19 protein-coding genes are annotated in these 21,466 nt (G+C 65.9%); 7 read left to right on the top strand and 12 right to left on the bottom strand.

The window, feature by feature from the left end; all coding sequences use genetic code 11:
* Window positions 1–46: 46 nt before the first annotated feature.
* From AC1Q7H_RS13150 to AC1Q7H_RS13130, 5 genes are all read right to left on the bottom strand, one after another.
* Window positions 47–769 carry a Crp/Fnr family transcriptional regulator gene (locus AC1Q7H_RS13150; RefSeq protein ID WP_013951734.1) on the bottom strand — a complete coding sequence of 241 codons (723 nt, stop codon included), beginning with the start codon at window positions 767–769 and terminating at the stop codon, window positions 47–49.
* Window positions 770–1,279: 510 nt separating this feature from the next.
* Entirely contained in the window at window positions 1,280–2,245 is a 966-nt protein-coding gene (locus tag AC1Q7H_RS13145) for a DUF1839 family protein (RefSeq protein ID WP_013951733.1), read from the bottom strand.
* A 664-nt stretch (window positions 2,246–2,909) separates the two neighbouring features.
* Entirely contained in the window at window positions 2,910–3,224 is a 315-nt protein-coding gene (locus tag AC1Q7H_RS13140) for a hypothetical protein (RefSeq protein WP_013951732.1), read from the bottom strand.
* Between the two features lie 123 nt (window positions 3,225–3,347).
* Entirely contained in the window at window positions 3,348–3,806 is a 459-nt protein-coding gene (locus tag AC1Q7H_RS13135) for a response regulator transcription factor (RefSeq protein ID WP_013951731.1), read from the bottom strand.
* 283 nt (window positions 3,807–4,089) lie between these two features.
* On the bottom strand, window positions 4,090–4,947 hold the full coding sequence (locus AC1Q7H_RS13130; protein WP_013951730.1) for a helix-turn-helix transcriptional regulator: 858 nt from the start codon (window positions 4,945–4,947) through the stop codon (window positions 4,090–4,092).
* Window positions 4,948–5,446: 499 nt separating this feature from the next.
* Here AC1Q7H_RS13130 and AC1Q7H_RS13125 point away from each other — a divergent pair, with 499 nt between their 5' ends.
* A complete protein-coding gene (locus tag AC1Q7H_RS13125; protein WP_194946817.1) occupies window positions 5,447–7,030 on the top strand; it encodes a phage integrase family protein in 1,584 nt (527 codons plus the stop codon).
* A 51-nt stretch (window positions 7,031–7,081) separates the two neighbouring features.
* On the opposite strand, the gene AC1Q7H_RS13120 is transcribed toward AC1Q7H_RS13125, so the two are convergent.
* Both AC1Q7H_RS13120 and AC1Q7H_RS13115 read right to left on the bottom strand, forming a co-directional pair.
* On the bottom strand, window positions 7,082–8,095 hold the full coding sequence (locus AC1Q7H_RS13120) for a ParB/RepB/Spo0J family partition protein (RefSeq protein ID WP_013951728.1): 1,014 nt from the start codon (window positions 8,093–8,095) through the stop codon (window positions 7,082–7,084).
* 2 nt (window positions 8,096–8,097) lie between these two features.
* Window positions 8,098–8,757, bottom strand: coding sequence for an AAA family ATPase (locus AC1Q7H_RS13115; RefSeq protein WP_010811147.1), 660 nt, complete (start codon window positions 8,755–8,757; stop codon window positions 8,098–8,100).
* A gap of 377 nt (window positions 8,758–9,134) precedes the next feature.
* On the opposite strand from AC1Q7H_RS13115, the gene AC1Q7H_RS13110 reads away from it, so the two are divergent.
* The gene (locus tag AC1Q7H_RS13110) at window positions 9,135–9,338 is read left to right on the top strand and encodes a cold-shock protein (protein ID WP_006159056.1); all 204 of its coding nucleotides are present in this window, start codon (window positions 9,135–9,137) and stop codon (window positions 9,336–9,338) included.
* Between the two features lie 178 nt (window positions 9,339–9,516).
* Here AC1Q7H_RS13110 and AC1Q7H_RS13105 read toward each other — a convergent pair whose 3' ends face one another.
* Window positions 9,517–10,611 (bottom strand): replication protein RepA, encoded by a 1,095-nt coding sequence (locus AC1Q7H_RS13105; RefSeq protein WP_013951727.1) that lies wholly within the window; start codon window positions 10,609–10,611, stop codon window positions 9,517–9,519.
* 1,654 nt (window positions 10,612–12,265) lie between these two features.
* Window positions 12,266–12,469 (bottom strand): cold-shock protein, encoded by a 204-nt coding sequence (locus AC1Q7H_RS13100; RefSeq protein WP_010811149.1) that lies wholly within the window; start codon window positions 12,467–12,469, stop codon window positions 12,266–12,268.
* A 419-nt stretch (window positions 12,470–12,888) separates the two neighbouring features.
* On the opposite strand from AC1Q7H_RS13100, the gene AC1Q7H_RS13095 reads away from it, so the two are divergent.
* From AC1Q7H_RS13095 to AC1Q7H_RS13085, 3 genes are all read left to right on the top strand, one after another.
* Window positions 12,889–14,265, top strand: a complete 1,377-nt coding sequence (locus AC1Q7H_RS13095; RefSeq protein WP_153954305.1) for an NCS2 family permease — start codon at window positions 12,889–12,891, stop codon at window positions 14,263–14,265.
* 711 nt (window positions 14,266–14,976) lie between these two features.
* Window positions 14,977–15,447 (top strand): hypothetical protein, encoded by a 471-nt coding sequence (locus AC1Q7H_RS13090; RefSeq protein ID WP_013954098.1) that lies wholly within the window; start codon window positions 14,977–14,979, stop codon window positions 15,445–15,447.
* A gap of 125 nt (window positions 15,448–15,572) precedes the next feature.
* A complete protein-coding gene (locus AC1Q7H_RS13085; protein WP_013954097.1) occupies window positions 15,573–16,940 on the top strand; it encodes a sigma-54 dependent transcriptional regulator in 1,368 nt (455 codons plus the stop codon).
* A 130-nt stretch (window positions 16,941–17,070) separates the two neighbouring features.
* Here the strand turns inward: AC1Q7H_RS13085 and AC1Q7H_RS13080 are convergent, their stop codons facing one another.
* From AC1Q7H_RS13080 to AC1Q7H_RS13070, 3 genes are all read right to left on the bottom strand, one after another.
* On the bottom strand, window positions 17,071–17,460 hold the full coding sequence (locus AC1Q7H_RS13080; protein ID WP_153954304.1) for a hypothetical protein: 390 nt from the start codon (window positions 17,458–17,460) through the stop codon (window positions 17,071–17,073).
* A 146-nt stretch (window positions 17,461–17,606) separates the two neighbouring features.
* Window positions 17,607–17,831 carry a hypothetical protein gene (locus AC1Q7H_RS13075; protein WP_226797972.1) on the bottom strand — a complete coding sequence of 75 codons (225 nt, stop codon included), beginning with the start codon at window positions 17,829–17,831 and terminating at the stop codon, window positions 17,607–17,609.
* A gap of 424 nt (window positions 17,832–18,255) precedes the next feature.
* Window positions 18,256–18,450: a hypothetical protein gene (locus AC1Q7H_RS13070; RefSeq protein WP_228772433.1), complete on the bottom strand. Its 195-nt coding sequence runs from the start codon at window positions 18,448–18,450 to the stop codon at window positions 18,256–18,258.
* A 102-nt stretch (window positions 18,451–18,552) separates the two neighbouring features.
* Between AC1Q7H_RS13070 and AC1Q7H_RS13065 the strand changes: the two genes are divergently transcribed.
* Together AC1Q7H_RS13065 and AC1Q7H_RS13060 are read left to right on the top strand one after the other, a co-directional pair.
* Window positions 18,553–19,626 (top strand): YihY/virulence factor BrkB family protein, encoded by a 1,074-nt coding sequence (locus AC1Q7H_RS13065; RefSeq protein WP_013954094.1) that lies wholly within the window; start codon window positions 18,553–18,555, stop codon window positions 19,624–19,626.
* Between the two features lie 173 nt (window positions 19,627–19,799).
* Window positions 19,800–21,401: a peptide chain release factor 3 gene (locus AC1Q7H_RS13060; RefSeq protein ID WP_211979513.1), complete on the top strand. Its 1,602-nt coding sequence runs from the start codon at window positions 19,800–19,802 to the stop codon at window positions 21,399–21,401.
* Window positions 21,402–21,466 lie beyond the last annotated feature (65 nt).

The following is a 21,466-nucleotide window of genomic DNA, read 5'->3' as shown; positions in this document are numbered from 1 at the left end:
GTATGCACGCCGCGCTTCGCAGGCCACGCGCGCCGGAGCGTGCCGCTCAGGCGCTGGCCAGCGCGGGCAGCAGGCGGTCATACTCGCGCTTGACGAGCTTGTAGCACTCGCAAGAATGCTTCTCCAGCCCACAGCGGTCGAGCACGGTGATATGGCCGCGGCTGTGGTGGATCAGGCCCAGGTCTTCCAGCTTGCCGGCTGCTTCGGTCACGCCTTCGCGGCGCACGCCGAGCATGTTGGCGATGACCTGCTGGGTGATCACCAGCTCATTGGAGCTGAGCCGGTCGATGGCAAGCAGCAGCCAGCGGCACAGTTGCTTGTTCAGGGAGTGGTGGCGGTTGCAGGCCGCGGTCTGTGCGATCTGCGTAAGCATGGCCTGCACGTACAGCAGCGTCACGCGCTGCAGCGTGGGCAGGCGCGGCAGCTCGCCGCGCAGCAGGCGGGCGGGAATGCGATAGGCCATGCCGGGGCTGCGCACCTCCACCCGGCTTGGCATGGTGTCGCCGCCGGTGACCACGGGGATGCCGACCAGCCCTTCGTTGCCGACCGCGGCAATCTCGACCGTCGCGCCGTCCTCGAGCAGCGACAGCAGCGACACCACCGCGGTGGTCGGGAAATAGACGTGGACGATGCGTTGGCCGGAATCAGTCAGGAGTTCACCGGCGCGCAGACGGACCAGCTCGAAGTGCTGCGCCAGCGTCTCCCACTCGCCGCGCGGCAGTGCGCTGAGCAGGTGATTGACATGCAGATCCGATCGATGCGTAATCATTTTCGTACCCCCTGTCCAATCCCGTGTGCGGGAACAATGCTCTGCCGGCCTGGCTCGGCATGACTGCTATCCGAGAACCGGCTGGCTGCGCCACCGACCCAGATGCGGCGCTCTTTGCAAGCCAGTGCCTCTATTTAGCGTCATGGCAGCGCGCTCCGACAGTAGGCGAACGGCTGGGAAACGGTCATCCATCGGGAGGTTGGACGGAAAGGCGAGAGTGAAGCGGGCGCTGACAAAGGCACCATGCGCCCGCGGCGGCTGCGATGTCTGCCGCCGCCGCGCGAGGCGAGGCGGCCCCGCGGCTGGAAGCAGTTCCGGGCTAGTCAGCCACGGCAGGCACGCAAGGCTGGATACATGGCATGCCCTCCGCTGTCGGCATGAGATGCGGGCTATCGTGCAAAAGGCGGATGCACCGGGTTGCCGCCGGCGCCGGATCAAACCGGTTCTGTGCCGCGCGCCAGAGGCGGCACGCAGGCCACCGGTTGCCCGCCGCAGGCTCGATCAGCCGGCTCATGGCGTGAACTCGCCGAAATGCGCGGCCAGCAACGGCACACTGGCCAGGTATGAGGCTTCGAGCTGGTCCAGGCAGTCTTCACAAGGGTCCGGCTTGCGGCTGATGACCGCGCGCATCAGGCGGAACTGCATCACCATCGCCTCCGATGCCATGGTGTAGCAGGCTTGCGCCGCCTTCTCAGGCACCTCCTGCCCGTGCATCACCAGCCAGCGCAGGTAGCGCGCCAGCAGCTCGAAATTGGCGCCCAGCTGGCGCAGCACGCCCGACGCGTAGTGGTGAAAGCCCGGCTCGCCGCGCGCCATCAGCCGCTCGAGATGCTGGGGAAACACCGCGCGAAACAGGGTGACGGGGTTCTCGCGCGGACGGTTGCTCAGGTGAAAGCGCAGCAATGCCAGCGAGGCCTCGAGCAGCGTCTCGGCAGCGTGCGGGTGCCCGTTGCGGCGGACCACGTCGGCATGCATGAAGGGGAGCGCCTCGGCACTGCGCACGCCCGGTGCCAGGCGAATGATGGCGGCGTAGTCCTCGCCGGTCGCGGTGTGGTAGCCGTCGGAGTGGTAGTAGCCGACCGCGCCGGCCTCCGGGATCAGCACATCGATGGCAATGCAGGTGGGCGTGCAATGGCGCAGGTAGCCGGCGCCGCGCGGTGGCGGCAGCTGGCTGCTGTCCAGCTCCATCACGACGATATGGCCGCGCGAGGTCTGTGCCGCGACGTGCGACTCGAGTGAGTCGTAGAACGCCAGCGCGTGCACGGTGAGGCCGTACAGCCGCTCCAGGTCGGCATCCGGAAAGCGGCACTGCGTGAAGTGGTCGGCCTCGAAGTCCTGCCGCACCGCGCAGGCCAGTGCCGCGACCGGCGGCAGGTCCAGCCCGTGCAGCAGTTCGATCCAAAGGTCGATATGGCAGTTGACGTGCGACCACACCGGATTGCCGCCGCGCAACCCCGGTCCGCCCCGTCCACGCATCCTGGTGTCGCCGTGCACTAGTGACCTCCGCGCCTGCCCTGCCGTTTCATGAGCGGGTACGGACGGCCCATGCCGGGCCCGCGCGCGTGCCTGACGTGCGATACGGCAGGCCGAGCGCTGACACCAGTCATTTCCGTCTCCCCCTGAACCCGAGCCAGATTCTTGCTGCCATTGGCCGTAATGGCGATCTTGGCGCGCGCGGTTCAGGCCAGTCTGTTGGACGGCGCACAAACAGGCAGGCAGTTCAGGGGCACTCAGCCGCAAATATGCGCGCATGGTGCTTCTGGTTGATGGAGGAGGGCGAGCCGATTGGTTATCGTCAAGGAGACGTGTGGGCGGGCAGTATGGCCCGCACGCCTTCAAAGCCCGCATGGTCCCCCGGTCGGCGGGCTTCTTTTTTGGCTCGCCGGCTAGTGTCCTGTTCCGCAAATGCCTTGCCATGAAATCGCCCAGTTGCCCGCCATGCGTCGTTGCTCGTCGTTGCCATGGCTACGGCTATGGCGCCTCCTCGCGCCTAGCCTGACGGCCAACTGGACGATTTCATTTTGGTAAGCGATCTACGGAACAGGACACTAGCTGCGCGATCACGAAGGGAATGGCACAGTGGCACCCGGCGAGGCCGCCGGGTGCCACTGTGCATGATGCTCGCGGGATGCCTGCAGGCTCAGGCTACGAGTGGCGGCGGCACGCGATGCCGATGCTGAGCAATGATCAGCGCCCTCAGGCTTTCCACACGCAGACGCGCTTCGCGCTCGCCGGCCGCGCGGGCCGCGTCGGCGGCGGCCAGCTCGCAGTCAAACTGACGCCCGTGCAGCTCACCGCGGTAGAGCAGCGGCTCATCGCTGCCCTCATTGGCACCCGCGTGGCAACCATCGTCCAGGCTGGCAGCCAGCCTGATCTCAAAGCAGCACGCCCACTTGCCTCTGCCTTCGCGCACAGCAAAGCCGCGAACGACGAGGAATTCCAGTCCGGCCTCCATATGACCCCCTTACTTCCCCGGGGCGGCCTGCCTGCAAACTGGGCTGGCTTCTGCCTCCGGGCGAATCAAGCATAGGCAATCGGGTGCGATGCGCACTCCTCCGGTGGATGTAGGTCTGCTCGCTCAAAGGAGGGAGGCGGTCGTCCCGTTGGCGCCCGTCAGTGACAGCGCCATGCGCGGAAAGCACTGGCCGCCGGCCCAGACCAGCGCGGTGGCTGCGCAGACCAGTTCGAGCGGAGCCGGCAGCAGGAGACACCCGCTGGCACCGAGCAGCGCGGCATGCAGCATCAGCGTGGCATCGAGGCGATCGGACAGCACCAGCCAGCGCCGTGGCGCCAGGCGTGCCTGCAGCTGGTCCAGCAACGCACGCGGGTCGCCCTCCAGCGCGCTGCAGTCGATCAGCGCAATATCGGCCGGGTCCGGCGACGGCTCCGATGACGAGGCCTGCGTCGATGCGCTCATGGATTCATGCAGCCACTGCGGCGTGCGCCACGTGATCGGCTGCGGCACGTCCAGTGCGTTCAGGCGACGCGCCAGGACACGGCACATCATTTCATTGCTGGCGATGAGGTAGGTCGGCATTGACTCGGTCTGGCAGCGGACCCGGGCCGCAGATGCGCTTGCCACCCGGTCGGGATCCGGGCCGCGGCGCGGCCCGCCTTGCAGGGCATCAGAGCAGCGCCGGCCGCCGGCAAAAGTGTCTGCAGATGCCTTTCATCACAAGGTAGCAAGCCGCCGCCGCCATTGCCTCATGCTTTTGGCCGAGAGCCGCGCGCAATAAGGATGAGGCGCGGCCGGCCCGGAGCGCTCTGGCGCCACGCGCTGATCCGCGCCTGCCCCCCTTGGAACCCCGCGCCGCCACCAGTCATGCAGCCTGGCAGGTGTGGTCGGGCGCCGGCACGCGGGTCACCGGATTGGCGGGCGTGGCGGGCCCGGCCCAGTTGAGCGTGGCACCCTTCTGCAGGGCAACGTAGACGGCTTCGCCTTTGTTGCGCACGTGCAGGCGCTGGTACAGCGTGCAGGCATGCGTCTTCGCGGTGGCCACCGAGATATTCAGCATGCGGCTGACCGTCTTGATGGGATAGCCCCGCGCCAGCAGCGCAAGCACTTCATACTGACGTTCGGTGATGTTCAGCAGGTGCGCGCCGGCCGACGGGGTTTCGTGGTACGTCGCATGCGCCTGGAAATGGCGCTGGGGCGCGGGCACCGCGTGGTCGAGCACGGCTTCGCCGATGCCTGCGCGCAGCGCCACAACCCGGGCCTCGCCCTGCCCTGCGCTGCCTGCCACCGGGGCATGGCCGGCTTCGAGTTCCGGTTGCCAGGCGTGGCTGCCCTGGGCACGCGCCGGGAAACACTCGCCGCCGGCCAGCACCAGCCGCACCGCCGCATCGAGCGCATCCGCGCTGCAGCTCTTGGCCACGCAACCGCGCACCGGGTCAGGCAAGCCCGCATCCGGCAGCGATGGTGCCGCCTGATCGCTCAGGACCAGCACGCGCTGCGGGCGTAGCCGCTGGCACAGGTCCTCCAGCATGGTCCAGCCGCCGGCGTGGTCGGCAGGCAGACCATAGATCAGCAGGTCGGCATCGTACAGCCACAAATCCGAATCGACAGGGGCGAGGGGATCGATATCGATCAGGTCACCAGGAATGTGTGCTTGGGCCAGCAGATGGCGCAGACCCAGGCGCAGGAGGGGGTGAGGCTCGATCAAGAGGATGGTGGCCATGGCCGCTCTCTTATTATTGCGGCAAGTACGGACCCTGCGACAATCCGCGCTTGCTTGTCGGAAATGCTCCGCTATCTTGCGGTTGCAGTTCCATACGATCCGCCATCGCTCCAGACCGCCTTGCAGCCTTCCCGTCTGGCTGCAGGTCCGTCCTTCCCGTGGAGATACCGGATCGCCCCGTTTTGCGTGTTAACACGCTTATGTAGAAACAGTCTTAGATGCGACTGAAGTCTGATCTAAGTATTTATAACTCCTGACCTGCAGCATATGAAACGCGTAGGGCGAATGCAAGGTGATGGTGCGCTGCGGCGGGTTTTCCCCGAGCACTGCCTGACGCCAGCATACGGATCGCACAAGGCCAGCGGGGATGACTTTCCAGTGAAAACACGCATAAAATTATCGGCATTGTATTTCGCTATGCATTTTGGGGCCGATGAATTCTCGCTCGCTTCAAGTGCCTTATAAATCAATAAGTTAGCCATTCAGCGCATACGTGCCCATGATTCCTGGAATGATGACGGTCAGCCTCACCCGCAGCGAATTTGCGGCGGTGCGCGCCTATGTCCAGGGCATGCCGGCGGCCATGGTGGTGCCCCGCTACCTGGCCGACGAAACCGATGACGACGAAGACGGGGCCGAGTCTTCACTGCGGATCCTGCTTGCCCTGCGCGACCGGATGGTCCAGCTTGCGCACCTGCATGGCCGGGGAGACCTGGCCGAACTGCTGCTGGCCGGCCCCGGCCGCTCCAACCGCGGCATGGACCGCCGGGTGGACGCGCTGGCCGAGCTCGAACGGCTGGGCACGGCGGCGCCGCGCCCCCAGCATGGCGTGGAGTTGTGGTTTGCTCCGGCTTTGGCCCGGCGCCTGCGCAAAGCCGAAATTGTGACGCTTAATACTCTTTTCGCGCTCGCGAACCAACGCGGCGGCGCTTGGTGGCGAGCCGTCCCGCGCATTGGCGCGCTGGCCGGCGCGGCCGTCAACCGCTGGCTCAGCGAGAACCGCGCCGCCTTCCGGGACCCGGACGGCAAGCCGCTGCTGGGCGCGCATATCGGCAACCGCACTTTGGTCGAGCAAGGCGGGCTGGGGCCAGGGATGCGCCAGCCGTTGCCGCTCGAATGGATGACCGCGTCGCCCGCGTTGGACCTTGACGCCAGTTGCCCGTACAGCCAGGGCCTGGACGTGGTCCAGGCCTGGCTGCGCGATGCCGCCGGCGACAGCGGCAGCACGTTTTCGGCCTACCGCAAGGAGGCGGAACGCTTGCTGCTCTGGGCAGCGCTGGAGCGTCGCAAGGGCCTGTCCCAGCTCGATCTGGACGACCGCCGGGCCTACCTGGGCTTCCTGGCACAGCCCGAACCGGCCAGCCGCTGGTGCGGACCGCGCGCACCGCGCCACCTGGGCGCATGGCGTCCGTTCACCGGCCCGCTTAGTCCGGCAAGCGTGCGGCACAGCATGCGGGTGCTGGCCGCCCTCTTCCGCTGGATGCATGCCAACGGGTACCCCGGCGCAGCGCTCTGGCCAGCGCAGGTCTCGGACGGTACCGAAGCAATGGCGGCAACTGCGGCGGCGCGGCCGGACGCCACGCAGGTTCCCGCAGCCAGCCTGGCCCCCTTCCTGTCATGGCTGGAACGCCGGGGAGGCGACGGCGATGGCCAGCGCTACCGGACGGCCCATGCGGCAATCCTGCTGTTGCGGGAACACCGGCTCAGCCTGGACCGGCTGACCTCGGTCACGCGGCGTTCACTGGCCCCGAAGCAGCCGCCTGTGCGGAGCCGGGAAGACGGTATGGGAAGCGCTGCGCCAGACGGAACGCCTGGCTTTGGCCCGGCCACGCAGCACGCACTGGCCCGGCATTGGCGTGACCGCAATCTCCAGTGGGATGGCGCGGGCACCGAAGACGCCTCGCTGATCGCTCCACCCGCCGCGCCGCCGACCCGGCGCGCGCAGCGCAAGCTGGCGGCATTGCCCCAGGCCGGCTACTCGGTGCGCGGCCTTCACGCCCTGCTGTCCAGCATGCTTGAGCGCTACCGCAAGACCTGTGATCCGGAGTTTGGAGCGCGGTCGCCGCGCGACCTGCTCGCCTGAGCTCTGCGGCGGCAGTACTGCCGCCGCAGCATCATGACTTGCCTGTCCGGCTCAGAGCAGCGTCTTGTCCAGCCCGAAGCGGGCCTTCAGGGCCTCGACCAGCGCCTCGCGGGCACTGCGGTCGCTCAGCTGCACGTCCAGCATCACGCGTCCCGAGTCCCATTCCTTGATGGTGCCCAGCAACTGGCCGCTGTCGGTCCGGATCTTGTATTGCCGGCTGATTTCCTTGACCTTACGCGCCTTGCCCTCCTGCGCATGCTTGCGGATGGCTTCAACCTCGCGGCTCGACAGGCCGTCATTGATGATGCGCGCCGCCAGGTCGCGCGTGCGCTCCTCGCCCGCCAGCTTGCAGTAGAGCGTCAGCTCATAGCCCGCGGCGATGCCGATCGCGCTCGGGCGCTCGCGCATCACGCCCAGCACGGACTCGGGCAGGCGCAGCAGCGCCAGCGTCTTGTTCACGGTGCCGGCCGAGATGCCGGTCAGCTCGCAAATTTCCTCTTCCTTCTGGACCTTGCCCTCGTCCAGCAGCTGGCGCCAGGCGATCGCATTGTCCAGCGCCGACTGGTCCGAGCGTTGCTCGTTGAGCATGAACGACAGCCGGTAGAAGTCCAGGTCGCTCAGGTCGTCTTCGACAAAACATTCCATCTCGAGCTTGCCGGCGGAGGCCAGGGCTCGCTTGCGGTAATGACCGTCGATCAGGATGTAATGGCCGGAGCGCGCCGGGTCGGGCGCGGCCAGGCCGGGTGTCTTCTGGCCGTGCGTGGCGATGGATGCCGCCCGCTCCTGCACCACGGCCGGATCGTAGAGGCGCCGAGCGTTGAGGGGATTGTCGTGCAGTTGCGCCAGCGGGATTCTGATCAGCTGCCGGCCCTTGGCGGCTTCGCCGAGACTTTCAGCGCTGAAAACGGGCGTGCCATCGGCTCCCCTGCCCTGCAGCAAGCCGTTCGGATGCTGGGAAATGGCCGCTTCCGCGCGTGCGAAGCGGTCCAGCGTTTCGTTGCGGTTCTTTTCGGCCGCCATGCCGGCCAGCATGCCAGCCTTAAGGCTCTTCAGTTTGGTAGCCATGCCTAGTGCTCAATCAAAGACAGTATTTCGTCGACCATCATGTCGACCTCCTGCACCGCCTCACGTGCGCCGGCAACGCCATGCACGGTGCAGCCGATCGCCTGGCATTCCCGGAATGCCGAGCGCGACCCAATCATCGAATTCAACAACGGTACGTCGCCGTCGTCGCCAAGGATTTCAATAGCCTGGCGCGCGATCGAGACGCGGCGCTGGACCATATTGGCCATCACGCGGATCAGCAAGGATTCATTCTGGACCTGGGCGTGTTGCGCCAGCGTCTTGGCCGCTACCGCCGCCCACAGATCCGGCGGCGAAGGTACCACCGGGATAATGGCAAGATCGGAAATCAGCAGCGCGCTCGATGGCGCTGCCGAATGCACCGCCGGCGGGCAATCCACGACGATATAGTCATAATCCTGGACGAACTTGCGGACCTCGCGGTGCATGGCGCCGCCCGAGGGCGCCAGGCCGATCACGGAAGCCGGGAAAGGCCGCTCGTCGCTGGCCTGCGCCGCCCATCGGGTGGCGGTGCCTTGCTCGTCCATGTCGACCAGCATCGAGCGGGCGCCGCGCAGGCCGAGCGTGCCGGCAAGGTGCATGCTGACCGTGGTCTTGCCGCAACCGCCTTTCTGGTTAAAGACTGTGATGATTTTGGCTGGCACTGCGACCTCTCTTTCAGCGCTGAAAGCGCGGTTGATTCTTAAGGCGCAACTGTAGCCAAAACCAGGTGATGCTTCAACCGTTTTTCAAATTTACAAAATATATGTTACGGCCACTGGGAGCACCGGCCGCCATTTGGCAGCCGGAATCAGGCCGGACCGTAAAATTGCTTGAAAAGCAGGCCGGAATGTGCCTAAAGTATCTGTAGTGCGCATTACGCCGCACATGACACCGCAATCCAAAGTGGTTATGATGCGCGCTACAGTCGAGTCAAGTCGTGTCAACCTCGTCGGCTTCCGTTCGGTATCTACGAGAACTCAACGTGCTTGAACGGTTGTTTGCGTTGTGTACAAGAACTTGCTTCGAAAAGGAAATTCCTATGGCAACCGGTACGGTCAAGTGGTTCAACGAGACCAAGGGCTTTGGCTTCATTACCCCGGACGACGGTGGTGCAGACCTGTTCGCGCACTTCTCGGAAATCCAGGGCTCGGGCTTCAAGACCCTGAAGGATGGGCAGCGCGTGACGTTTGAAGTCAAGCAAGGCCCGAAGGGCCTGCAGGCTTCGGCAATCAAGCCGGCCTGACCAGCCTCGGCTGACCCGCCCGTTGCGGACCCGTCCGCGGCGGGCAAACCAAAAAAGGCAAGCGTTCAATGCTTGCCTTTTCTGCACTCAGGGGAGCGGGCATGGTGGACGCCTTCCGCTGCTGCCGTCCCGAGAGCGCGCGCAATGGCGGGCGCGGCCCGGGCCGGTAGTCAGGAGATCAGCCCAGCTTGCGTACGCTGGTCCGGGAGGGCTGCAGGATCAGTGCCTTGGACGAATCCGCATCGACCTTGGCACCGGGGTACACCACCAGCACATCCTTCAGGGCTTTGCGGAACAGCGCGCGGAACTTGCGCTCGCTTTCGGTCTCGGTGCCGAACTGCATCTGCAGTGCTTCCCACGGGATTTCCGTGCGGCGCTGGATCGTAAAGAAGCGATAGGTCAGCCACGAATACACGTCCAGCGCGAACGGCGACTGCTTCAGCGCTTTCAGGGCGCGCATGTCCACCGGCACCGGACGGTTGACCAGCTCGTTGAAGAACGGCTCGGACAGCACCACGAAGCTCTCGAACATGGACCCCTGGCCGGGCTGCATCGGGTCCCACCAGGTCGACAGTTGGTCGGCCAGCAGGTAGCCCACCCGGTCGATCGACAGCGGCTCGTGGTTGGGGTTCTGGTTCTGGCTCGGCGTCGACTTGTTCTGCACGATGGCAATGGTGGCCGAGAACAGGCGGATCATCTGCTGTCGCACCAGCGTCATGGTGCCGCGCTTGCCGCCGGTGGCCATCGGAATACCGAGGTTGTACATGAACTCGGACAGCGAATTGCCCAGCGAAATGCGCCGGTCCTCTACCGTGCCGGTGAATTCGCCGCGCTTTTTCTTCGCCATGATCTCCTTGCCGATCCAGGCCAGCATCAGCCGCGGATAGGAGCCATAGGGGTAGCCCAGCGAAACGGTCTCGGACACCAGCTTCTGGCGGCCGTTGGCGGCACGCTCGGAGCGTTGCTGCGTGAAGTAGCCAGGCTGGATCATCAGCGAGATATTGCCGCTGGTGCGGGTCCATACCGGCGGCGCGCCCTTGGGCGCGCGGTAGGGCAGCGTCACCTGAACGCTGGCGCGGCTCAGGAAGCCGACTTCGCCGCTTTGCCAGGCGTCTTCACGCTCCATGGCCTGCGCTTCGTCGAACAGACGCTGGAATTTCTCGGACGGAACCAGGTTGTTCTCGTTGCCGGGAACAATGATGCGGGAGGGTTCGGCGTCCAGGTCGAGGACGCGTCGATCCCCCGTGGTGGCCGGGGAGCGTTTGATGGGCATATTGGCGAGCTTCAGATTACCCGCCTTTGTACTCGAAGCCGCAAAGGTTGTCACGCAGAAACAGGTACGCAAAGCCTTTGCCCTGCTCGCCTGTTTTCTGCCAGTTGGGGATCTCACGATTGGTCGCATGGTGGCGGACGGTGGGCAACCCGCCAGGGTTGTCCACGGTTCGCCAGCCATCCACTACCAGTAAACGATACCGATACGGGTTAACTACTTGTAAACCGTATACGTGAAGTTCAGGGCCTTGATTCCTAAGGGAAAAAGCAACCCCACCGAACCCGATTCTGCGGACAAGCGTACTCGATTCTGCGAAAGGCCGAACCCATATCTGCGGCGAGCCGAACCTGTATCTGCGGGTGGCGCGAACTGGTTTCTGCGGGGATAACTCGCTGGTTCCACAGCCTTTTCCACAGCGGCTACCCCACAAACCGTACCCGTTTCTGCGAGCGAGCGCCGGGTATACGCAGTTTACGGGTGTTTTGAGTCTTCCTTCCCCAGAAAAGCACCGCCAGGGCCCGGTTATCCACGCAGAAACAGGTTCACTTGCCGATCTGCCGCCGGGCGCTTTGCGCGCCATGCGTACCCGATTCTGCGTTCCGAAGCCTGAAACCGTACCTGTTTCTGCGCTGGCCTGAAAAGCGACCGCCGTGCTGGCGCAGCGTACCTGTTTCTGCGGCGTACCCATTTCTGCGTCCCGCCCCGGGAGTCTTGTGCGCGGCGAAGCGTACCTGTTTCTGCGTGCCTGCCACCGGACTTCCTCGGCCCAGCGTACCCGTTTCTGCGCAGACTTCTGGGGTTGCGCCAGCGGAATTGCCACCCAGTTTCCATTGTACATGGGCGCTGCATAAAAAGCTAGCGCTTACACTCAACGTATACGTGACAAACTCGCCAAGGTGCGTGCCGTACCCGTTTCTGCGCAGACATGCCATGGTTGCCGCGGCGCGACCTGGTGGCCATCCGCCTCGCATCTTTGGGGGCGTACCCGTTTCTGCGTGCCATGACGTTGTGCACCTGCTCCCGCCGGCGTACCTGTTTCTGCGTTGGGTGCGGGCAGCCTCAGGCCTTCAGGTGGCTACTGCGTTGCAGCATCCGCCGTACCCGTTTCTGCGTCGTCGGCCCGGTCCCGTTTTGTGGATATGTCGGCGGAATGCGGGAGCAGACAAGCGCTGCCATCGACCGAATCAAAGGTGAAGAAAAATCCAGGTGTACCCGTTTCTGCGTGCCAGAAGGCCTCTGGAAAGGCCACATCCGCCGCAGGGCGTACCTGTTTCTGCGTACGGCGCTGCACAGCGCGAGTTAGCCCGGCAGGCCGACCGTACCCATTTCTGCGACGTCCACGGGCAGCCTTGGACTTCGTGCGGCGCAGCAGGGCGTACCCGATTCTGCGTGGGGCGAGAGGCAGGGTGGTGAGCGGGATGGCGTGCCGCGCAAGGCCAGGAGTGCTGGCTGTCGGCCGCATCGGCGGGCGGGAGCAAGAGCGGGGCGCCTGGCCGGCGATCGGGGCAGGCGGGAGCGGGGCGGGCCGGGGTGTGATGAAGGTGGCGCAGGTAGCGCCGCCAGTGGCGCTACCTGCGTCTGAAAACAAAAAACCCCGCCATCGGGCGGGGTTCTATGCTGTTCGGCGCGCACGGGGCGCGCCGGCAGTCAACGCTTACAGCGGGGTGATGTTCGCGGCCTGCAGGCCCTTCGGGCCATTCTTGACTTCGAACTGCACGCGCTGGTTTTCCTGCAGCGACTTGAAGCCGTCGGCGCGGATTTCCGAGAAATGGGCGAAGAGGTCGTCACCACCCGCGTCCGGCTTGATGAAGCCGAAGCCCTTGGCGTCGTTGAACCACTTGACGATACCGGTTTGCATGATTTGCTTTCCAGAAAAAGGACAAAAAACATCGCATGACGAAAACGTCATCCGACACGGGGAACTCAAGGAAAGGACACCATGGACAACCGAAGTACCAGACGGTGGCTAACGAATGAACTGTTGCCTCGTCGCTTGAATCTAGGCGGCTTTATACGGGGGATTGCCGCAAGCGTCAAGCTGGGGACGCCCCGGAATGCGCCGGTTGCGGCGCTGGCTTCCGCGGTGTGCGCTGTGGGATCATCACGCCTTTTGCATATCGCTTATTCGCCTGTGCCATGGCGAAGCGGGGCTGACCTGCACCAGAGTACGCCTGCCGCACAGCGGGGCGTCGCAGGCTGCGTCAGGCCGAAGCCAGCCACCGGCGGCCGCGCCGTCCTTGTCGCTGCGCACACGATAACGATATCAGGAGACCAGTCATGTCGATGCCGGAACCCGCTTCCAAGCCGGGCACGTCAACCGCCAATCCGCCGCACGGCCAGCCCCAGGCCGCGCCTTCGCTGATCGAGCGCCTGTTCAGGCTGCGCGAACACCAGACCGATGTGCGCACCGAGATTCTCGCCGGCGTCACCACCTTCCTGACGATGGCGTACATCATCTTCGTCAACCCGTCGATCCTGGGCGATGCGGGCATGCCGAAAGACGCGGTGTTCGTCGCCACGTGCCTGGCCGCGGCGATCGGCACGCTGATCATGGGTTTCTACGCGAACTACCCGATCGCGATGGCGCCGGGCATGGGCCTGAACGCGTACTTTGCCTATACGGTGGTGAAGGGCATGGGCTTTGCGTGGGAGGCGGCGCTCGGCGCGGTCTTTATCTCCGGCTGCCTGTTCCTGCTGGTGACGCTGTTCCGCGTGCGCGAGTTGATCGTCAACGGCATTCCGCATTCGATCCGCGTGGCGATCACCGCGGGCATCGGCCTGTTCCTGGCGATTGTCGCGCTGAAGAACGCCGGCATCGTCACCGCCAGCCCGGCCACGCTGGTGACCATCGGCGATCTGCACCAGCCTTCGGCGGTGCTGGCGATCATCGGCTTCTTCGTGATCGTGGCACTGGACCACCTGCGGGTGAAGGGCGCGATCCTGATCGGCATCCTGCTGACCACGCTGCTGAGCTTTGCGTTTGCCGGCAACACCTTCCACGGCGTGTTCTCCGCGCCGCCGGCGCTCAGCCCGACGCTGTTCAAGCTCGATATCTCCGCCGCGCTGTCGATCGGCATCATCAACGTGGTGCTGGTGTTCTTCCTGGTGGAACTGTTCGACGCCACCGGCACGCTGATGGGCGTGGCCAACCGCGCGGGCCTGCTCAAGGCCGGGAAAATGGACCGGCTGAACAAGGCGTTGATGTCCGACAGCACCGCGATCATGGCGGGCTCGTTCCTCGGTACGTCTTCCACCACGGCGTATATCGAAAGCGCGTCCGGCGTGCAGGCGGGTGGGCGCACCGGACTGACGGCGGTGACGGTGGCCGTGCTGTTTCTCGCGGCGTTGTTCATCGCGCCGCTGGCCGGCACGGTGCCGGCCTATGCCACTGCGCCGGCGTTGCTGTATGTGTCCTGCCTGATGTTGCGCGAGCTGCTGGAGGTCGACTGGAATGACGTCACCGAAGTCGTGCCCGCGGTGATGACCGCGCTTGGCATGCCGTTCACGTACTCGGTCGCCAACGGCGTTGCGTTCGGCTTTATCAGCTACGCGGCGCTCAAGCTGCTGACTGGCCGCGCCCGCAGCGTGCCCGTGATGGTGTGGATCATCGCGGCGGTGTTCATCTTCAAGTTCTACTACCTGCCAGGGCATTGAGCGTGCCAGCCGGCATGGGATGAAGGAAGGGCGGCCAGGGCCGCCTTTTTTCATGGTGCGCCGCTGTCATGATATCGCCATCGTGATGCTGGGCGGTGCCTCAGCGCCGTCCCGCATTCGCCAGCCGTACCCGTTTCTGCGTGCCGCGCAGGCGGGCCCACAGGCCGGGCGTACCTGTTTCTGCGTGACAGTCCGCCACGCCCTCGCGGCATGGGGCGCGGCTTGCCATTCCCCGCGGAGACGGGGCCGTTATCACCCGTTCGGGGGTGTGAAAGCGTACCCGTTTCTGCGTAGCATATGTGCTAACGTTGGCCGCCGGGAATGTGCCGGAAAAGTGTGTATTCGCAGGCCAGCGGGTAGTGTGCGCGCGGCCTCATACCAAAGTATGAGATTGGCTGTAAGCCACCCACGCGGGGCTGGACAAAGTGCCCCAAATGCACTGAACTATAGACGTGGCAAAGAGGGGCGCGGCAAGGCGCCCCTTCTTGACTCCGGTGCATGCGGCAGGATGTCGGAGCCAACCGAGAGCGCTTGAGCGCCGTTCGCCAGTCGGGGGACCTTTCGGACCAGACCGTCAACAAGGCGGCATAGCCACCATCCGGGAGCGTGCGGGAAACACGCGCGCCACGCAGACAAAAAACTAGCTCAAAGACTGACAAGTGGTAACCGCAGACGTGTAGTGCCGGGGGATGTTGTTCAACGGGGATTATCATGACCGCAGGAGAGATCCGGCGACCCGCCATCGGGCCTGTCAGGGAGACTAATAACCGCTCCATCCGATCCATCCATCATGCCTGGGCTGCCGTGGGGGAAGCCGCAGGCGAAGCGCCCAGCAAGCGGGCAGTCCAAGAGGGCGCGACGGCCGACGTGGCCGCCCTGCTTGCCGAAGACAGCGAACTCAGCGACAGCGCGCGCGCGGCCGTGGCCAACCTGTTGCGCCGCCATCGCCTGCTCGAGGGCGAACTGGCACGCCAGCGCACGCTGCTGCAGGAATGGATCCTGAGCCAGCTGACCTACAAGACGCTCTACTACCAATACTCCGGCCAGTCGCCGCAGGCGCCGCGCCTGGAGTTGATGCGTGAAAAGGAGACTGTGCGGCGGCGTATCCGCGATCAGCTCCAGGCAGGTGCGGACTACCTTGCCGCGCCCGATGAGCAACTCCGCAGTCTGTCCAGCTCGTGATACCGACGTCGCGCGCGGGTGCGTGCCCGCAGCCAGTTCAGCCCCACCGTCCGCCGCGGCCCCAGACCGCGACGGCGGACACGGGTGCCGGAACCAAAAACAAGCCTAACGTCCGGGAGATCGTGATGGACCGACTGTGCAAGGCGTCACGCACTGCACAGATCGTGGTCGTGTCGCGTCATGAAGATTTTGGTTTTGACCCGTCTGGCAGCGCCACGGGATGGGAAATCCGCCGGGTCCAGCAGATTCGCGACCTTGAACGCGTGGTGCGGGCCTGCCCGCCCATGGCCGGCGTGATCGACCTGCAGTCCGACTACAGCGATGCCGAGTTCGCGCAGCTCGAACAGGCACTGCAGTACCTGCACATTACGTGGGTGGCCATCACCTCCGATGAAATGCTGGCGCAGGAGCGCGTGCGCCGGCTGATCCGCGACTACTGCGTCGACTACGTGCGCATGCCGTTCTCGATGCCAGAGTTGCTCTACACGCTCAAGCATGCGCAGGGCATGGCATCGCTGCACGGCGTGCGCCCGCAGGAGACCGCCTCGCGCGGCACCATGATCGGCGAGTGCGCGGCCATGCGGGCGATGTTCCGCTCGCTGGCCAAGGTGGCGCACAACGAGGCACCGGTGTTCATTTCCGGCGAGTCCGGCACCGGCAAGGAACTCGCCGCGCAGGCGATCCACGATGCCTCGAGCCGGCGCAAGGGACCGTTCATCGCCATCAACTGCGGTGCGATTCCGTCGCACCTGGTGCAGTCCGAGCTGTTCGGGTATGAAAAGGGCGCGTTCACCGGCGCCAACCAGCGCAAGATCGGCTGGATCGAGCAGGCGCAGGGCGGCACGCTGTTCCTGGACGAGATCGGCGACCTGCCGCTGGAAAGCCAGGTGGCGCTGCTGCGTTTCCTGCAGCAGGGCATGATCACCCGCCTGGGCGGACACCAGTCGATCCCGCTGAACCTGCGCATCATCTCGGCCACGCACGTGGACCTGGTGGCGGCACAGGCCGACGGGCGTTTCCGTTCCGACCTGTTCCACCGGCTGTGCGTGCTGACGCTGACCATCCCGGCGCTGCGCGAGCGCGGCGAAGACATCCTGCAGCTGGCCAACGCGGTGCTGACCGAGCACGGACACGAGGCGCACCGGCGCATTCGTGGGTTCTCGGCCTGCGCAACGCAGGCAATGATGCAGTACGCGTGGCCGGGCAACGTGCGCGAACTGATCAACCGCGTGCGCCGCGCCATCGTGATGACCGACAACCGCAAGATCACCGCCGAAGACCTGCAGCTGCATGGCGGGGCGGAACTGCCGCGCAAGACCCTCGACGCGATCCGCGAAGAGGCCGAGCGCGAGGCCATCCGCACCGTGATGGCCAGCCACGGCTTTCACGTGGTGCCGGCCGCGCGCGAACTCAATGTCTCGCGCGTGACGCTGTACCGGCTCATGCACAAGCACAACATTCGCGTGGAGAGCCAGCCGACGGCGGGCGAGTAAACGGTTGGCGGTTGGCGGGCCTCAGCCGGCGCAGGTCGCCGCTGGCCGGGCGCAATCCCAGGCGCCGCAGGAAAGGGGAACAGGCGACGTCCGCTCGCCGGTTCCGCCTTTCCTCGTGCCCGTCGGCACGTCAGCGCACCACCGCACGGGGCTGGCTGGCCCCGGACCTGCCGCTGGCCGCATCCATCGGCTCGGCGGCAAGGTTCATGCTGAGCTTGCCGCGCGGATGGCGCGGCGGCCCGTTCTCGTCTTGCTGGCGCCACGGCACGATCGCGCCGCGCTCCGGCTTGTCGCGCGCTTGCCGCCCTGGCGTTGGCATGGCGGCACCGGACGATGTGTCCGGGGATAGCTGCAGTTCCCCCCAGGCCCAGCCAAAGCCGCGCACGTAGACATCATTGCTGACCGCCGCGTGGCTGTTGGCGCTGGCCGCTTCGGGGCGGTCGAACCAGGCATAGCTTGCCGCCGCGGCGCTGCTTGAGAACACCGCCAGCACCGTGGCGGCAAGCATTCCGGCTGTCATGGTGGGTGCCTCCCTGTGGAAAAAACGGTGCCCGCCGGGGGACGGAGCACCAAATCCGCGCGGGCACGCTGGCGCGTGTGCCCGCCATCATTCTGTTTGCGGCGCCAGCCTGCCGCGAATGCCTGCGTCGCCGATGCAGCCTGCGGTCACGCGCGCCGCTTGCCCGCGTGGCGCCGGAAGGCAGTCCTGGCAACCCCCTGCCTTGCCGTCGCTGCGCAGCCCGCGCCTTGTGCGGCTGGCGCGGCGGGCGGCGTGCGCGCACGCGGATGGGGCAACAGCGGCGACGACAGCAGATCCACCACCGACGGTGGCGGACCTGCGAGCCGGTAGGAGCGCCGGCGCGCCGTCATGCGTGATGGCGGATGACGCATGGCTGGGTTTTCTCCTGCATGCAATGACGGGTTCAACGGACACGGACGCATGTGCCCCTGTCCAGCCTGAGCGACAAGTGTGCCAAGGGCCGCAAAGGCTTATGCCACGCGGGTTTGCGGCGTGCGTGGCGAGCGCGGGCAGGCTCCGGGGCGCAGTGGCAGACCAATCGGTTTCGCCACTGCAACGCGCCCTGCGCGCGGCCGCGCGCGTGATGGCCGCGCTGGTGTGGCGCAGGCTGCCCGTTGCGTACGCGGGGTGCGGGATAACGCGCTGCGCCACGCCCGCAGGCGCGGCCTTGCAACGCGTTGCACGCCTGAAACCGGTGTTGCAGCGGGCGCGGCCCGACAACACCTGCGCCGGCCGCCGATGGGTCACGCAGAAACGGGTACGCCCCGGTCGGTGCCTGCAGTGCCTATAGCACCGTCAGCGTGGCTGCCCGGAGGCCGGCGCACCTGGTGTGTCGGCGGGATTGAGCGTGGCGGGCGCGCCCGGGGCGGCGCTGGCCGCCGTGCCGGAGATGGGCTTGGGCCCCGGCTGGCTGCGTTCGCAGCCAGCGCAGCCCAGCATCCCGATGATCAGTAGCACGGCCGCTGGGCGCGTGCGGAGGTTGCAGGTCACGGTGCCTCCTTGCGCCGGCGCGCGGGCACGGGTTGCGCCGGCAGGTGTGCCTCGTCCTACTGTAGCAGGTTGCCCCGCTACGCCGGCTTGGGGCAGCGTGCAATGCGCAGTATGATGAACGCACGGGCCCTCGCCGCACAGACCGTGACGCGAAGGCATGCGCAACGCACCCGCGATCCGCCTGGCGCATCGCGCCAGCACCAGGCCGTGACCGACAACACCGAACGCCCGTCCACTTCCGCCGGCAACGCGGCGCCACAGCCCCGCCGGCGCCGCCCGCACTGGCTGCCGGACCGCCATACCGGCACGCGCACCCTGCGCGTGGTCGCCGCCGCCATCAACTCCTGGTTCGCGCATCGGGCGGCCAGCAAGGGGGCGGCGCTCTCCTTTTATATGCTGTTCTCGCTGGCGCCGATCCTGGTGCTGGTGATCTCCATCGCCGGCCTGTTTTTCGGCGCCGAGGCGGCGCGCGGCGAGATTTTCTCGCAGCTTGAAGGCCTGGTGGGCGAGCAGGGCGCCGCGGCCATCCAGGAAATCCTGGCGGCCACGCACCGCGCCGGCGGCAGCGGCATGGCGGCGCTGGTGGCGACGGCCATCCTGTTCGTGGGCGCCACCAGCGCCTTTGCCGAGCTCAAGAGCAGCCTGGACGACATCTGGCATGTGCCAGTGCCCGCGACCGCGGGCTGGCAGCAACTGCTGCGCGCGCGTCTGCTGTCGTTCAGCCTGGTGCTGGTGCTGGCCTTCATGCTGCTGGTGTCGCTGATCGTCAACGCGGCGCTGGCCGTGGTGGAGCGCCTCTGGGGCCAGTTGTGGACGCAGTCGTGGTTCGCGCCGGTGGCCGATGTGATTTCCACCGCCTTTTCCTTTGCCGTGGTGACGGCGCTGTTCGCGGTGATCTTCAAGATGCTGCCCAACGCGCGCATTGCCTGGCGCGACGTCACCATGGGCGCGGTCATCACCGCGTTGCTGTTCTCGGTCGGCAAGCGGCTGATCGGCTTGTACCTGGGCAACAGCGCAGTGGCCTCGTCGTACGGGGCCGCGGGCTCGGTGGTGGCGCTGATGCTGTGGGTGTATTACTCGGCACAGATCTTCTTTTTCGGCGCGGAACTGACGCGCCAGTACGCGTTGCAGTTCGGCAGCCTGCGCGGCAAGCCGGCGGATAAGCTGGCGGAATAACTTGGCGAACCGGGCCGCCACAAACCCGGAGCGGTGCGCAAAACCGGTAAAATAGCGCCCCATTCCCTTCGCGTGCCCGCAGAGCCCGGCCCCGCCATCGCCTGCGGGCGCTGCCGGCCCTGGCCCGGCCGCCCGCCGGGCCATCCAATATTTCCCAGTCAAACTCCGCTGCCGTGAGCTCGCTCGTTTCTGAAATTGCGCGTCGACGCACCTTTGCCATCATCTCCCACCCCGATGCGGGCAAGACCACCCTGACCGAAAAGCTGCTGTGGTTCGGCGGCGCCATCCAGGTCGCGGGCGAAGTGCGCGCGCGCAAGGCCGACCGCCACGCCACCTCGGACTGGATGGAGCTGGAAAAGCAGCGCGGCATCTCGGTGACCTCGTCGGTGATGCAGTTCCCCTACCGCCGGGAGACCGCTAATGGCAAGGCGCAGGAGAATATCGTCAACCTGCTCGACACCCCGGGCCACGAGGACTTCTCTGAAGACACCTACCGCACGCTGACCGCGGTGGACTCCGCGGTGATGGTGATCGACTCGGTCAACGGCGTGGAAGCGCAGACCATCAAGCTGCTCAACGTCTGCCGCCTGCGCGACACGCCAATCCTCACCTTCATCAACAAGCTCGACCGCGAAGGCCGTTCGCCGATCGAGCTGCTCGACGAGATCGAGGAGGTGCTGCAGATCCAGTGCGCGCCGATGACCTGGCCGATCGGCATGGGCAAGGCCTTCCGCGGCGTGTACCACCTGATCGATGACAAGGTGCAGCTGTTCGATCCGCACGGCGAGAAGGGCACGGCCGCGATCCTGGACGGGCTGGACAACCCGGAGCTGGACCGCATCCTGGGCAGCCAGGCCGAAGAGCTGCGCATCGAGATCGAGCTGGTGCGCGGTGCCTCGCACACTTTCGACAAGGATGCGTTCCTCAACGGCAAGCAGACCCCGGTCTACTTTGGTTCGGCCATCAACAACTTCGGCGTGCAGTCGCTGCTGGATGCGCTGTGCGAGCTGTCGCCGCCGCCGCTGGCGCGCAATACGGATTCGCGCGTGGTCGAGCCGCAGGAGCCCAAGTTCACCGGCTTCGTCTTCAAGATCCAGGCCAATATGGATCCGCGCCACCGCGACCGCATCGCTTTCGTGCGCGTGTGCTCGGGCCGTTTCGAGCGCGGCATGAAGCTGCTGCACGTGTCCGCCGGCAAGACCGTGGCGATCAACAACGCCATCACCTTCATGGCGCAGGACCGCAACACGACGGAAGAAGCCTACGCCGGCGACATCATCGGCGTGCCCAACCACGGCACCATCCGTCTGGGCGATGTCTTCACCGAGGGCGAGCCGCTCAAGTTCACCGGCATCCCGTCATTTGCGCCAGAATTCTTCCGCCGCGCGCGCCTGAACAACCCGCTCAAGGTCAAGCAGCTGCAGAAGGGTTTGCAGCAGCTGGCCGAGGAGGGCGCCACGCAGATGTTCCGCCCGCTTGCCTCTAACGACCTGGTGCTGGGCGCGGTCGGTATCCTGCAGTTCGACGTGGTCGCGCACCGGCTCGAGCATGAGTACGGCGTCGATGCCATTTTCGAATCGCATGAATGCGCGACCGCGCGCTGGCTCAAGGGCGCGCCCGCGGAGATCGAGAAGCTGATCGCCAAGGCGGGGCATAACGTGGCGCTGGATGGCGCGGGCGACCATGTGTATCTGGCGCCGAGCATGGTGAACCTGAGGCTGACGCAGGAGCGGTTCCCGGAGCTGCAGTTCCTGGAGACGCGCGAGATCGTCTAACGATCCCATCGCTGAACGTGCAAAACGGCTCGCCTTGGCGAGCCGTTTTGTATTCCTGAAGGGGG

The organism is Cupriavidus sp. GW823-FHT06D04 (genome assembly GCF_058795055.1).
This window is presented reverse-complemented; position numbering and strand designations above follow the sequence as displayed.

Coding starts and splice junctions, on each gene's coding strand:
- AC1Q7H_RS13085 (WP_013954097.1), top strand. CDS start 15,573: ATGGACCGACTGTGCAAGGCGTCACGCACTGCACAGATCGTGGTCGTG.
- AC1Q7H_RS13090 (WP_013954098.1), top strand. CDS start 14,977: ATGACCGCAGGAGAGATCCGGCGACCCGCCATCGGGCCTGTCAGGGAG.
- AC1Q7H_RS13065 (WP_013954094.1), top strand. CDS start 18,553: ATGCGCAGTATGATGAACGCACGGGCCCTCGCCGCACAGACCGTGACG.
- AC1Q7H_RS13140 (WP_013951732.1), bottom strand. CDS start 3,224: ATGGAGGCCGGACTGGAATTCCTCGTCGTTCGCGGCTTTGCTGTGCGC.
- AC1Q7H_RS13100 (WP_010811149.1), bottom strand. CDS start 12,469: ATGCAAACCGGTATCGTCAAGTGGTTCAACGACGCCAAGGGCTTCGGC.
- AC1Q7H_RS13075 (WP_226797972.1), bottom strand. CDS start 17,831: ATGCGTCATCCGCCATCACGCATGACGGCGCGCCGGCGCTCCTACCGG.
- AC1Q7H_RS13125 (WP_194946817.1), top strand. CDS start 5,447: ATGATTCCTGGAATGATGACGGTCAGCCTCACCCGCAGCGAATTTGCG.
- AC1Q7H_RS13135 (WP_013951731.1), bottom strand. CDS start 3,806: ATGCCGACCTACCTCATCGCCAGCAATGAAATGATGTGCCGTGTCCTG.
- AC1Q7H_RS13120 (WP_013951728.1), bottom strand. CDS start 8,095: ATGGCTACCAAACTGAAGAGCCTTAAGGCTGGCATGCTGGCCGGCATG.
- AC1Q7H_RS13095 (WP_153954305.1), top strand. CDS start 12,889: ATGTCGATGCCGGAACCCGCTTCCAAGCCGGGCACGTCAACCGCCAAT.
- AC1Q7H_RS13145 (WP_013951733.1), bottom strand. CDS start 2,245: ATGCGTGGACGGGGCGGACCGGGGTTGCGCGGCGGCAATCCGGTGTGG.
- AC1Q7H_RS13105 (WP_013951727.1), bottom strand. CDS start 10,611: ATGCCCATCAAACGCTCCCCGGCCACCACGGGGGATCGACGCGTCCTC.
- AC1Q7H_RS13150 (WP_013951734.1), bottom strand. CDS start 769: ATGATTACGCATCGATCGGATCTGCATGTCAATCACCTGCTCAGCGCA.
- AC1Q7H_RS13080 (WP_153954304.1), bottom strand. CDS start 17,460: ATGACAGCCGGAATGCTTGCCGCCACGGTGCTGGCGGTGTTCTCAAGC.
- AC1Q7H_RS13130 (WP_013951730.1), bottom strand. CDS start 4,947: ATGGCCACCATCCTCTTGATCGAGCCTCACCCCCTCCTGCGCCTGGGT.
- AC1Q7H_RS13110 (WP_006159056.1), top strand. CDS start 9,135: ATGGCAACCGGTACGGTCAAGTGGTTCAACGAGACCAAGGGCTTTGGC.